General features: G+C 60.5%; 8 protein-coding genes. 1 reads left to right on the forward strand and 7 read right to left on the reverse strand.

Going from position 1 to position 13,243, the window contains the following annotated elements:
- Positions 1–510 precede the first annotated feature (510 nt).
- Complete coding sequence (locus AX760_RS23230) at positions 511–2,475, forward strand: M23 family metallopeptidase (RefSeq protein ID WP_071835397.1); 1,965 nt, start codon at positions 511–513, stop codon at positions 2,473–2,475.
- Positions 2,476–2,588: 113 nt separating this feature from the next.
- Here the strand turns inward: AX760_RS23230 and AX760_RS23235 are convergent, their stop codons facing one another.
- The 7 genes from AX760_RS23235 to AX760_RS23270 all read right to left on the reverse strand — a co-directional run bounded on the left by AX760_RS23235 (position 2,589) and on the right by AX760_RS23270 (position 13,147).
- Entirely contained in the window at positions 2,589–3,080 is a 492-nt protein-coding gene (locus tag AX760_RS23235; protein ID WP_071835404.1) for a hypothetical protein, read from the reverse strand.
- Positions 3,081–3,488: 408 nt separating this feature from the next.
- On the reverse strand, positions 3,489–6,095 hold the full coding sequence (gene clpB / locus AX760_RS23240; protein WP_071835398.1) for an ATP-dependent chaperone ClpB: 2,607 nt from the start codon (positions 6,093–6,095) through the stop codon (positions 3,489–3,491).
- Positions 6,096–6,391: 296 nt separating this feature from the next.
- On the reverse strand, positions 6,392–7,171 hold the full coding sequence (locus AX760_RS23245) for a DUF4167 domain-containing protein (protein ID WP_071835399.1): 780 nt from the start codon (positions 7,169–7,171) through the stop codon (positions 6,392–6,394).
- Between the two features lie 341 nt (positions 7,172–7,512).
- Complete coding sequence (gene prmC / locus AX760_RS23255) at positions 7,513–8,376, reverse strand: peptide chain release factor N(5)-glutamine methyltransferase (RefSeq protein ID WP_071835400.1); 864 nt, start codon at positions 8,374–8,376, stop codon at positions 7,513–7,515.
- A gap of 6 nt (positions 8,377–8,382) precedes the next feature.
- A complete protein-coding gene (gene prfA, locus AX760_RS23260; RefSeq protein WP_071835401.1) occupies positions 8,383–9,465 on the reverse strand; it encodes a peptide chain release factor 1 in 1,083 nt (360 codons plus the stop codon).
- 70 nt (positions 9,466–9,535) lie between these two features.
- Positions 9,536–11,803: a phosphoenolpyruvate--protein phosphotransferase gene (gene ptsP, locus AX760_RS23265; protein WP_071835402.1), complete on the reverse strand. Its 2,268-nt coding sequence runs from the start codon at positions 11,801–11,803 to the stop codon at positions 9,536–9,538.
- A 90-nt stretch (positions 11,804–11,893) separates the two neighbouring features.
- On the reverse strand, positions 11,894–13,147 hold the full coding sequence (locus tag AX760_RS23270; RefSeq protein WP_071835403.1) for an aspartate kinase: 1,254 nt from the start codon (positions 13,145–13,147) through the stop codon (positions 11,894–11,896).
- Positions 13,148–13,243: the final 96 nt, after the last annotated feature.

Consider the following 13,243-nt stretch of genomic DNA (forward strand, 5'->3'; position numbering starts at 1 on the left):
CGCCTAAACCCACAATCCGCACTAAACTTTCGTAAGAAACTTCAGAGCGAGTTCGTCGGTCGCCAGCAGCGCCGCCGCCCTCGTTGGTGAGCGGTTTATAGTCCCCACACACAAACGAAGTCAACAGGTTTTTTGAAAAAAATGACAGTTTTCTGACAAAAGCCGGTGCTGCAAGGCTTTGTACAGTAAATGCTGTGGCCGTATGATGCACAACGCTGGCAAAATCACAATTTCGCCCTCACTTTTTCACAATCCATCACTCTAAACAGTGCGTTACCGAAAATATGGAATCGCAGACACCGTGAAGGCTGCAAAACCTTCTGCTCTCTATACATCTGACCACAGTGCTCCACAGGGAGCGCGAACATCTCTAAAAGGCAGCCCAGACAGCGCCGGCCGTGAATGACCCTGTTGTTTGACTCCCGCCCATGAAAGATGCACATCTTCGCACAATGGATCTGAGACCAAAGCAAGGCATCAGATCGCAATCAGGGACCCGGCTCAACTGGCATGATCACTGACAAGAATATGATCCGGTCGCTCGGCAATGAGCCACCGATCCTTGCTGATGGCCGCAAGGCGCCCGACCGGCGCGAGATTTCGCTGCGCTGGCTTTCGGGAACATTTCTGACAGGGATCACATCCAGCCTGCTGATGGGCGTTGCCTTGTTTGCAGCGCTTGATGGGCGTCAGCAACTTGCGATTCCGGCTGAAGCCTATGCGGCGGTCGATCCCGCAGCGCGAAATGACCAGCCCGTGACGGCCGCCAAACGCGGCAACCGCATTCTGGCGCCCAATGTCGTTGCCAAGCCATCCGACCGCACCATTATGGAAGTCTCAACCATGACCCATGATGGCGAAAAGGAAGTGGTCCGACGTCAGCCCTTTTCGCATGTGAAGATGGCGCTTGCCGCCAACCACCAGACAACGGACGACTATCCCCGCTTTGACCCGCTGGCGATTTTTTCGACCGACGACAGGCAGGCGACACCGCAAGTCAACCGCACCGGTACGATCTATGGCTCGGACGTCGAGTCCGAAGTCGGACTGAAGACCATCGACTTTCCGTTGAAAGGCTCCGCATTGACATTCGATGCGGCCATGTCGCTCGACGAGGTCGAGGAGAACGTCCGCACCAACGGTTCCGTTCTGACCGATGGCAACACGCAATTGGCGTCGCTGTTTTATGTCGATCCCCGACGGTTTGCGTCCGATGCCAGCGAACTCGATCTGCTCCAGGGCCTTTCCGCCCGGATCGTCGAGGAGAACATGACCGTCTCCGCCTATGAAAACATCACCGAGCAGAGCACCGAGTATGCCGATGATATCATTCCGGTGCGCCGGTCAACGCCGATCGCCACCGTTCTGGTCAATGCCGGCTATGCGAAATCCCAGGCGGAAGATGTCAGCGGTTATCTGGAAACGGCACTCAACGCCGAGGACGTGTCAGAGGGCGACGTCTTGCGGATCGGCATCATCCAGAAGGGTGAGGAAGCCAGGGTCGTGCGTGCCAGCGTCTATTCCAAGGGCCTGCATGTCCTGACCATGGCTGTCGATGACAAGGCGCGTTTCGTACGCGGCAGCGAGCCACCCGTCCTGGCGGCGATCGCCACCGCCTTTGACGACAACGGTACCCCCGTCGTTTCCGCAGGGCGCGATCTGCCGCGTGTCTATGACGGCGTTTATCGCGCTGCGCTCTCCTATGGCATGACGCCGGGCATGGTGGCGCAGATCATCAAGCTTCTGGCAAGCAGCGTTGATTTCCAGGCCCAGCTGAAACCGACGGATTCTCTCGAGGCCTTCTTTTCCGTTACCGATGAAAGCGGAAAGGCGACGGCGGATTCCGAATTGCTCTATGTCAATGCCAAATTCGGGGACGCCGAGACACGTTTCTACCGGTTTCAGGACCCGGACGACAATGGTGTCGATTATTATAACGAGGACGGCAAGAGCATCCGGCAGTTCCTGTTGCGCAATCCCGTCCCGAACGGCCGCTTCACCTCCGGTTTCGGCATGCGCCGCCATCCGATCCTCGGATTTTCACGCATGCATACCGGCGTCGACTGGGCGGCACCGCGCGGAACGCCAATCATCGCGGCTGGCAATGGCGTGGTCGAGAAGGCCGGGTGGGATTCCGGCGGTTATGGCCGGCAGACGCTGATCCGTCATGCCAATGGTTACGTGTCCTCCTACAACCACCAGAATGCGATTGCCAAGGGCGTGGTGCCAGGTGCCAAGGTCGTGCAAGGCCAGGTAATCGGCTGGGTCGGAACAACAGGACAATCAACCGGTCCGCATTTGCATTACGAACTGATCGTCAACGGTACCAAGGTCGATGCCTTGAAGATCCGCCTTCCCGGCGGCAAATCGCTGGACGGCGACGTGCTCGCCAAATTCGAGAAGGAACGCACGCGCATCGACGAATTGCTGGCCAAGGACAACGGCACCCCGAGCGAATTCGCCGCCGCCCAATAGGCTTTCAGCAAGGATACCGGACGTCGGGATCCTTGTGTGGCTATGGGCGATGCGTTTTCGGGAAGGCGACGGCTCTGCGCCTTGCGCCCGCTCAACGTTCGCGTTGAACAAATTTACAGCAAAGACAGAATGTCCTGGCCGTTCACCCTGCATTTTACCAGGTGTCTGTTGGCTTTGAGACCATCAATGGCGCACTCGACCAACCGCCCGCGCAGGGCATTGTCCAGCGCTTTCAAGGCTTTCAGTCCACAGGCGTTCCTGCGTCCCTGGGCGTTCGTGCATATCTGGGTGCGCTCTACAAGCGGTGCGCCGACCAAGTGATATTCCACGCCGCCAAGATGGAAATTGGCGCCGTCGATAACCCGGAGCTTGGGCCCGGTCCGGAATTTAAATGGAAACGGATCAGGAGGCGGCGCAATGCGCTCATAAGCGGCAGACTGCGGATCGACCCGCGTCGGCAGACTCGTCCAAAGCCCTTCCGAACGCATATTGAGAAATTCGTACGCCGGCGGTTCGTCCACGAACGCAGCTGTCAGGCGGAAACCGCCCAGAACGAACAGGAGGCTGAGCGCAATACGGGACAAGAGGATTAGAAACGTCTGCATTGACCGCCTCAACTGTCGGAACTGCATCCTACAATCATCCGGTTTAGAATCGGTTCCACCCACGTTGGAATTTCCAGGTTTTCCGGATCCGGTTGTGCCGAGAAGCGATGGTCTGTCCGTGCATGCATAGGGTCTTGTCGGGTCGACCGGTCCAGGACAACGGCTCGTCGCAGCGATCGGCAGGAAAATGCTGCGCCGCAACAAAACAGACTCGAAATCCGGATGGAAATATGCTTATCTGTTTCTGTTTTAAGGTGCACGCCTCCCAAGGCACTATTTCATCAAGCGTCACCCTGACCCGCCAGAAACGGGTCAGGGTTTTTCATGGGAAATCCGTGCGCCTTGGCCCGCCCTGGCCGATACAACTTGGCCACACTCCGCGCCACGAGAAGCCGCCCAACCCTGGTTTTAAGCCGCGACCTTTTCTGTGCCATCCCGCAGCTTGAAGTTCAGCCGATCGGAACCGGAAAACGCCTTGATCACCGATCCATCCGGAAAATTGCCCTGCAGGATCTGCTCGGCCAGAGGATCCTGAACATATTTCTGCACGGCCCGCTTCAAAGGACGCGCGCCATAGGCAGGATCGTAACCCCGCTCGGCCAGGAAGGCCCGGGCCTCGTCGTCGAGTTCGAGCGTGATCTTGCGGTCGGCAAGCAGCTGCCGCAGTCGTTCCAGCTGGATATCGACGATCGCGCCCATTTCACCGCGCTTGAGACGATGGAACAGGATGATTTCGTCGACCCGGTTGAGGAATTCTGGCCGGAAATGGCCACGAACAACATCCATGACCTGGTCGCGCACCATGTCGCTATCATCATTCTCTCCCAGTCCGACGAGATATTCGGCGCCGAGATTGGAGGTCATGATGATCATCGTGTTGCGGAAATCGACCGTTCGGCCCTGTCCATCGGTCAGGCGGCCATCATCGAGAACCTGCAGGAGCACATTGAAGACATCCGGATGCGCCTTTTCGATCTCGTCGAACAGAACGACCTGATAGGGCTTGCGGCGCACCGCTTCCGTCAGCGCCCCGCCTTCCTCGTAGCCGACATAGCCTGGAGGCGCACCGATCAGCCGGGAGACCGAGTGTTTCTCCATATATTCCGACATGTCCATGCGCACCAGAGCCGTATCGTCATCGAACAGGAATCGTGCAAGTGCCTTGGTCAGCTCGGTCTTGCCGACCCCGGTCGGGCCAAGGAAGATGAACGAGCCGATCGGACGGTTCGGATCCTGCAGACCGGCACGCGAACGGCGCACCGCGCGCGACACCGCCTGCACTGCATCACCCTGACCGACCACCCATTTGCCGAGTTCGTCTTCCATGCGCAACAGCTTGTCGCGCTGGCCTTCGAGCATCTTCTCCACCGGAATACCGGTCCAGCGCGAGACCACATGGGCAATGTTGTCAGGTGTGACGACTTCCTGGACCATCGGATCGAGGGCCGACGAATCCTGGCTTTCGGAGATCTCAAGCTCCTTTTCGAGCTTCGGGATCAGCCCATAGGCGAGTTCGCCGGCACGCTGGAATTCACCCTTGCGCTGCGCGATTGCAAGCTCGTTGCGGGCCTCGTCCAGCTGCTTCTTCAAATCGGCCGCAAGGCCCAGCTTTGATTTTTCGGCCTGCCAGCGCGCGGTCAGCGCATCGGCCTGCTCCTCGAAGCCGGCAAGGTCGAGCTCGAGTTTTTCCAGCCGATCCTTCGATGAACGGTCGGTTTCCCGCTTCAGCGCCTCGCGCTCGATCTTGAGCTGCATGATGCGACGATCGAGTTCGTCCAGTTCCTCGGGCTTTGAATCCACCTGCATGCGCAGACGCGAGGCCGCCTCATCCATCAGGTCGATCGCCTTGTCCGGCAGGAAACGGTCGGTGATGTATCGGTTCGAGAGTGTCGCAGCCGCCACCAGCGCGGAATCGGAAATGCGCACCTTGTGATGCTGCTCGTATTTTTCCTTGAGGCCGCGCAGGATCGAGATCGTATCCTCGACATTCGGCTCATTGACCAGCACAGGCTGGAACCGGCGGGCAAGGGCTGCATCCTTTTCCACATGCTTGCGGTATTCATCCAGCGTCGTTGCCCCGACGCAGTGCAGTTCGCCGCGGGCAAGCGCGGGCTTCAGGAGGTTGGAGGCATCCATCGCTCCATCCGCCTTGCCGGCACCGACCAGCGTGTGCATCTCATCGATGAACAGGATGATTTCGCCGGCCTCCGCCTGCACTTCCGACAGAATGGCCTTCAGACGCTCCTCGAATTCGCCGCGGAACTTGGCGCCGGCGATCAAGGATCCCATGTCGAGCGCCATCAGTTTCTTGTCTTTCAGGCTTTCCGGCACGTCGCCATTGATGATGCGCAGGGCCAGACCTTCGGCGATCGCCGTCTTGCCAACGCCGGGTTCGCCGATCAGGACCGGGTTGTTCTTGGTGCGGCGCGACAGGACCTGGATCGTGCGACGAATTTCATCGTCGCGGCCGATCACCGGGTCGAGTTTGCCATCGCGGGCATCGGCGGTCAGATCGCGCGCGTATTTTTTCAGCGCGTCGAACCCCGCCTCGGCATTGGCGCCATCGGCTGTGCGGCCCTTGCGAATGTCGTTGATCACCTGATTGAGCTTGGATGCGGTGACACCGGCCTTCGACAGAATGCCGGAGGTCGCAGCCGAGGTCTCGATGATCAGGGCCTGCAGCAGGCGTTCGACGGTGACGAAGCTGTCTCCGGCTTTCTTGGCTGCATCTTCCGCCGTCGAAAAGACGCGGGCAAGCGGCTGCGCCAGAGACAGCGACCCGTTGCCGCCGGAAACCTTGGGCAGCTTGGCGATCGCCAGATCATTGGCGATCCGCGCGGCCTTGGCATCCCCGCCGGCCCGTTCGATCAGGGAAGACGCCATGCCCTGGTCGTCGTCGAGCAGCACTTTCAGGATATGTTCGGGTGTCCACTGGGGATGACCCTGTGCCAGCGCATAGGTCTGCGCCGACTGCAGGAAACCGCGCACGCGCTCGGAGTATTTTTCGATATTCATCTGTGACCTCCAGGTCTCGGTCGGCCCATTCTGGCACCGTCCGATGGTTCAGGATCAGGCTCCCTTGTAGGCAAGCCTATCGTTTCAGTCGATTTCCGCCTTGCGCGGGATCAACCGATCCTAGCGAATATGGGGGAGGAATTTTCCAAATTAAAGAGCCGATCGCAGGTGAATTCCGAGCCTCGTGGAATAATTCTCGAAAGTCCGAACACGCCGCGTTACGGAACATAAAAAATCCCCCGAAACCATCTGGCGTCGGGGGATTTGAAATGAAAACAGCGCAATCCGGAATTGGATTATTCGCCTGCAGCCTCGACAAGCGAGGGCGCATCGCCCCCTTGCTCGCCACCGGCATCCCCGGACGCCGAGGCTTCATCGCCTGCTGCATCGCCGCGGCGCGGCTGGCGGCGGGGACGGGCCGGACCACGACGACGGGGCGTGCGGCCGGCGCCCGTTGGCGCTTCTTCTTCCAGCGAGACTTCGGCAGGCGTTCCCTCGATGACCGGCTGCGGGCCGGATCCGTCGATCACCGGCTGTGGCTGTGGCTGCGGCTGCGGCTGATGCTGCGGCTGAACCTGCTGCGGGCGCTGCGAGCGTGGTTGCGGCTGCGGGCGCTGCTGGGGCTGCTGAACGACCGGGGCGTCATCATTGTAGTTCTGGTCACCGTCGTCCTGGTCATTGCCATCACGATCAGTGTTTTCATTGCCGTCATTGCCGTCGCGATCGTTGTATTCGTTACGATCATCGCGCTGGAACCGTTCCTGCATCTGCGCCTGCGCGGTTGCAATGATGCGGTTGTAGTGTTCGGCGTGTTGAAGATAGTTTTCGGCCACGACCCGGTCGCCGGAGCTCTGTGCATCACGGGCAAGGTTCGAATATTTCTCGGCAATGTGCTGCGCAGTGCCACGGATCTTCACGTCCGGGCCGGAGCTGTCATAGGTCCGGGTCAGCGGGTTCGCGCCCTTCCGGTTATGATTGCCATTGTTGTTATTGCTGCTGCTGCTGCCACTGTTGGTATTGCTGCTGCTATTGTTGTTACGCCCACGGCCGCGCTTGTTTTGCTGTCCTGGCCTCATCGTTCACTCACCCGAATTCTCTTGATATTGATGATCATGTGGCTTCGTGGCCTGATCGGCAATCCGGATCAGGAAGACACGCGCCGCGAACCAACTGCCTCATTGGCAGTCCCGTCGCTGGTTAACGTCAAATTAACAGGTACCCGCACCAGGCACTGTCCAACCTCAGCAACTCTTTTTTGAGAGCAATTTCCGTAGCCAGGTCAGACCGGAACGAATCTTTGGTCTATGACCTTCTGCCCAGCGCGTGAGGTCAACCTAGCCCGCTTCCCGGGGAATTCCAAGCATTTTCTTTGTCCCTGCGAAAGAAGCTGTGCGCCTGCAGCATTCTTTTGCCACCCCTATGCACCCGGCCGAAACACCAGCGCGCGGTCGTTGCCGCCCAGGTCCTTCGCCTGGTCGATCAGCGTGAAACCCCGGCTTTCAAAGAGCGTTGTAACGGACTGGTGCTGGTCGAATCCGATCTCGAGGCCGACAACACCTCGCCCATCGAGAAAAGCGCCCGCACCGGCAGCAATGGCGCGGTAAGCGTCGAGACCATCCGTGCCACCGTCGAGCGCTGCCGCCGGATCATGATGGAGAACCTCGGGCTCCAGCGTCGCCATCACCGATGAGCGGATATAGGGTGGATTGGAAACAATGATGTCGAACTTGCCGGAAACCGCTGTAAACCAGCTGCTTTCAAGCGGCCTGAAGCGCTCGGAAAGCCCGTTGCGCGCCGCATTGGCCACGGCGGTCGAAAGCGCGTCACCGGAGATATCGCATCCGATGGCCGTTGCCTGTGGCACGGTTTGCAGGAGCGCGAGGCAGATCGCGCCGGTACCCGTGCCAAGATCGAGTATGCGGCAGGCGCCGCTATCGGCGGCAATACGCTCGGCAAACGGGATCAACCGTTCGACGAGAATCTCGGTATCAGGCCGTGGTTCAAGCGTTCCAGAGGAAAGCCCCAACGTCAGGCCGAAAAAGTCCCGAGCCCCAAGGATCCGGTGGACAGGTTCGCGTGCAGCGCGGCGTTTGACCGCAGCCCGGATTGTCAGCGCATCGTCGCTGGAGAGCGCTTCCCCGCCCCGCATCATAAAACCGCTCAGTGTCAGGTCGAGCAGGCCGCAAATCAACAGCCGCGCATCCTGCGCCGCAGCATCGATCCCCGCCGCCTGGAAGGTTCGGCGTGCCTCTGCAAACAGACTGTCGATGCTGTCCACCATGGCCGCTCAGCCCTGCTGTTCGCCAAGCAACGCCAGTTGCCCCGCCTGATAATCGGCCAGCAGCGCGTCAACGACTTCATCGATCTCGCCGATCATCATCCGGTCGATCTTGTAGAGCGTTAGGTTGATGCGATGATCGGTCACCCGTCCCTGCGGGAAATTATAGGTGCGGATGCGCTCGGACCGATCGCCGGAGCCGACCTGGCTCTTGCGCGCGGCGGACCGCTCGCTGTCAGCTTTCTGGCGCTCCATGTCGTAGAGCCGCGAGCGCAAAACCTGCATCGCCTTGGCACGGTTCTGGTGCTGGGACTTTTCCGACGAGGTGACGACGATTCCGGACGGCATATGGGTGATGCGAACGGCCGAATCGGTCGTGTTGACGTGCTGGCCACCGGCACCGGACGAGCGCATCGTGTCGATCCGGATGTCTTCCTGGCGAATCTCGATGTCGATGTCTTCCGCCTCCGGCAAGACGGCGACGGTCGCTGCCGATGTATGGATGCGACCCTGCGTTTCCGTGTCGGGCACGCGCTGCACGCGGTGCACGCCGGATTCGAATTTCAGCTTGGAGAACACGCCGCGCCCGGTCACGGTGGCGATGATTTCCTTATAGCCGCCGGCATCGCCATCACTGGCCGAAAGCACCTCCACTTTCCAGCCCTTGTCCGCGGCATAACGCTCGTACATCCGGAAGAGATCACCGGCAAAAAGCGCAGCCTCCGAACCGCCGGTGCCAGCGCGAATTTCGAGGATGGCGCTCTTTTCGTCGGCAGCATCCTTCGGCAGAAGCAGGATCTGCATGTCCTGCTCCAGCCGCTCGATGCGCGCCTCGATCTCCGGCTTTTCCATCTCGGCAAGATCGCGCATGTCGCGGTCCGTTGCCCGGTCGGAGAGAAGCGTTTCGATGTCAGCCAGTTCGGCCGTCGCCTTCTCATAGTCGCGGATCTTTGCCACCACCGGCTGCAGTTCCGAATATTCGGAGGCCAGCTTCACATAGACGTCTGCCGCCGGCCCGGCCGACATGCGCGCTTCGACCTCGGCGAAGCGGCGCTCCAGTTCGCGCATTTTCTGAACGGGTAGTGTTGCCAATGGAAACTCCAAAATCGCGTCTCAACTCCGCCCGACCACGTCGGGCGAAGGCGACGCCTTGAATTGATCGCTAGACCGGAACGCCGTTCTCGGCCGCAAAGGCAACCAGAAGCTCGCGCATCGGCACCTGGCTCTTGGTGTCGTCGAGCGCCGCATGCATCATGGCACCGAGCTTGTCGGCATCGAGCGCCAGAAGCATCGCCTTAACAGGACCGATGGCCGTCGGCGACATCGACACGGACCGGAAGCCGATGCCGATCAGCGCCATGGCCGACAGCGGCTTGGACGCCATTTCGCCGCAGAGCGTCACCGAGGTCTCGTTGCGGTCGCCAGCCCGCACGATGTCACGCAGGATGCGCAGGAACGGCCGACCCAATACGTCGAACCGATCCGATACACGAGCGTTGCCGCGATCCACCGCCATTGCAAACTGGAACAGGTCGTTGGACCCGACCGAGACGAAATCGACTTCATCCATCAGTTCGTCGAGCTGCCAGAGAAGCGCCGGGACTTCCAGCATCGCGCCGAACTGCAGCTTGCGCGGCAATTGTTCCCCGGTCTTCGACTGCCGCTGGATTTCCTTCTGAAGCAGCTCGCGCACGGTGCGCAGCTCCGATACTTCCGTCACCATCGGCAACATCAGTTTCAACTCAAGCCCGGCAGTGGCGCGCAACAGCGCCCGCAGCTGGGTCCGCAAAAGGCCCGGCCTGTCGAGTGACAGGCGGATCGCCCGCCAGCCGAGCGCCGGGTTTTCCTCTTCCGCCGCGCGGAAATACGGCACCACCTTGTCGCCACCGATATCGAGCGTGCGGAAGGTCACGGGCTTGCCCGCCGCCTGTTTCAGCACGCCACGATAAAAGGCTTCCTGCTCTTCGGCCTTCGGCATGGTCGAGGCGATCATGAACTGCAGCTCGGTGCGAAACAGGCCGATGCCTTCCGCGCCGGATTCGTTCAGCTGCGGCAGGTCCACCAGAAGCCCGGCATTCATCTGCAGCTTGATCCGCTTTCCGTCCAGTGTCAGCGGCTCGACGCCGCGAAGCGCCTTGAACTGCTCCTGCCGGCGGGCCCGGAAACGGACTTTTTCCTCATAGGCGCTGCGCAGGTCCGCCATCGGCCGCAGATGCACCTTCGCATCGTCGCCATCGATGATGATCGCATCGCGATTTTCCGCCAGCGCCACGACACCGGCCGCCTGGCCGACGACGGGAATGCCCATGGCACGCGCGACGATTACCACATGGCTGGTGACGGCACCCTCCTCCAGCACCAGGCCGCGCACGTTTTCGCGCGGATAATCCAGCAGTTCCGCAGCCCCCATGGCGCGCGCGACAATGACCGCGTCGTCAGGAAACACCGAGCCTGCCATCTTCGCGCCATAGCCCGTCAGCTGCCGCAGCAGCCGGTTGGCAAGATCGTCGAAATCATGCATGCGTTCGCGCAGATAGGGATCCGTCAGCCGGATCATCCGTGCCTTGGTCTCGCTCTGAACCCGCTCGACGGCGGCTTCCGCCGTCAATCCGTTGCGGATTGCCTCTTCGAGCTTGCGCACCCATCCCCGGTCATGGGCAAACATCCGGTAGGCCTCGAGCACCGCCCGATGTTCGCCCTCCATCGACACCTCGCGGCGCGACAGCATGTCGTCGATCGAGATGCGCAGCGAACCCAGCGCCTCGGCCAGCCGCCCCAATTCGTGGTCGGTGTCTTCGTTGAGCAGATTGGTGACGACGATGCGCGGCTCGTGCAGGACGACATAGCCGAGACCGATGCCCTCGCCGAAACTCTTGCCCTCGATCGTCACAGGGCGTGACAGGTCGAGTTCGAGACCCGGCTGGGTAATCTTCTTCAGTTCGCCGGTCGCGACCATTTCGGCCAGCACCATGGCGGTCGTTTCGAGCGCCTCGACCTCGTCGTCGCGGTAGTTGCGGCTGGCCTTGTTCTGCACGACGAGAACGCCGAGCGAACGGCCGGTGCGCAGGATCGGCACGCCCATGAAGGAGTGATAGATCTCTTCGCCCGTTTCCGGCAAATAGGTGAAGGCCGGGTGCGACTGGGCGTCAGACAGGTTGAGCGGACGGGCGCTGGCAGCAATGGTACCGACGAGGCCCTGCCCCATCTTCAGCTGCGCCAGGTGCACCGCGTCCTTGTTCAGGCCTTCGGTGGCGTAGAGTTCGAGAACGCCGTCGGAGCGCAGCACATAGACCGAGCACACCTCCGCGACCATGTTCTGCGCGATCTGGCGCACAATCTGGTCCAGGCGCTCCTGTGGCTCGAGCGGTTCCGCCATCAGTTCGCGCAACCGCTTGAGAAGAACGCGTGGACCTGCAGAGAGGTCTCTCATCGCACAACGTCCCCCGATACAAAGTCAACAACAGCAGATTGCAGTTTCATGTGGCGCACTCCGTGTCGCCCCCTGAAACGACTGCTTCGTTTAACTCTTATCCAGACCGTAGACGGAATGCAAAGTGCGAACCGCCAATTCGGCATAGGCGCCGTCGATCAGGATCGAAATCTTGATCTCGGAGGTGGTGATCGCCTTGATGTTGATACCTTTTTCGGCCAGCGCCTTGAAGGCCGAAGCCGCCACGCCGGCATGGCTGCGCATGCCGATGCCGATGACCGAGACCTTCACAAGGCCCGATTCGTTCTGGATCACGTCGAATCCGACCTTGTCCTTCTGGTCGTTCAGCACCTTCAGGGCCTTGTCGACATCGCCGGAGGGAACCGTGAACGTCATGTCGGTCTTCGAGCCGTCTTCCGAAATGTTCTGGACGATCATGTCGACATTGATATGAGCCTCGGCCAGAGGTCCGAAGATCGCGGCCGAGACGCCGGGGCGGTCGGCCAGGCGCCGGAGCGAAATCTGCGCTTCATCCTTGGCATAGGCGATGCCGGTGACGACTTCCTGTTCCAAAATCTCTTCCTCATCACAAATCAGCGTACCGGGGGGATTCAAGAAATCACCCATGCCCGGCGCATCGGGGTCTTCGAAACTGGAGCGCACGAAGGTGCGGACCTTGAACACCATGGCAAGTTCGACGGAGCGGACCTGCAGGACCTTGGCACCAAGCGATGCCATTTCCAGCATTTCCTCGAACGCGATCTTCTTCAGGCGCTTGGCCTTCGGCTCGATGCGCGGATCGGTCGTGTAGACGCCGTCGACATCCGTATAGATATCGCAGCGATCCGCCTTGATTGCAGCTGCAATCGCCACCGCCGACGTATCCGATCCGCCCCGCCCGAGCGTCGCGATCCTGTTGTCTGGGCCAAGCCCCTGGAAACCGGCAACGACCGCCACCTGGCCCTCGCCGAACCGGCGGATCAGCTCCGAACCGTCGATCTCCAGGATGCGTGCCGCACCATGGGCATTGTCGGTCTTGATCGGGATCTGCCAGCCCTGCCAGGAACGCGCATTGATGCCGATGTTCTGCAGCGCCAAAGCCAGGAGACCGGAGGTTACCTGCTCGCCCGACGCAACCACCGCATCATATTCACGGGCATCGTGCATCGGCGAGGCATCGCGCGTCCAGGCCACCAGTTCATTGGTCTTGCCCGACATCGCCGAGACCACCACGGCAACCTCGTGACCGGCATCGACTTCGCGTTTCACATGGCGGGCCACGTTCCGGATGCGATCCATATCCGCGACGGACGTCCCGCCGAATTTCATCACGATGCGTGCCATATGCCCCAACCGCCGAAAATGCCTCGCGCGCGAACGCGATCCTTATAAAGTTGCGGTCTCTTAGCGAAATTGGGGGCGGGGTGCAATGGTGGGGGT

This window comes from Pararhizobium antarcticum, assembly GCF_001885585.1.
Taxonomy (GTDB): Bacteria; Pseudomonadota; Alphaproteobacteria; order Rhizobiales; family Rhizobiaceae; genus Pararhizobium; species Pararhizobium antarcticum.

Excerpts from the sequence above, each read along its gene's own strand:
- AX760_RS23270 (WP_071835403.1), bottom strand. The coding sequence starts at position 13,147 with ATGGCACGCATCGTGATGAAATTCGGCGGGACGTCCGTCGCGGATATG.
- AX760_RS23230 (WP_071835397.1), top strand. The coding sequence starts at position 511 with ATGATCACTGACAAGAATATGATCCGGTCGCTCGGCAATGAGCCACCG.
- prmC (WP_071835400.1), bottom strand. The coding sequence starts at position 8,376 with ATGGTGGACAGCATCGACAGTCTGTTTGCAGAGGCACGCCGAACCTTC.
- ptsP (WP_071835402.1), bottom strand. The coding sequence starts at position 11,803 with ATGAGAGACCTCTCTGCAGGTCCACGCGTTCTTCTCAAGCGGTTGCGC.
- clpB (WP_071835398.1), bottom strand. The coding sequence starts at position 6,095 with ATGAATATCGAAAAATACTCCGAGCGCGTGCGCGGTTTCCTGCAGTCG.
- AX760_RS23235 (WP_071835404.1), bottom strand. The coding sequence starts at position 3,080 with ATGCAGACGTTTCTAATCCTCTTGTCCCGTATTGCGCTCAGCCTCCTG.
- AX760_RS23245 (WP_071835399.1), bottom strand. The coding sequence starts at position 7,171 with ATGAGGCCAGGACAGCAAAACAAGCGCGGCCGTGGGCGTAACAACAAT.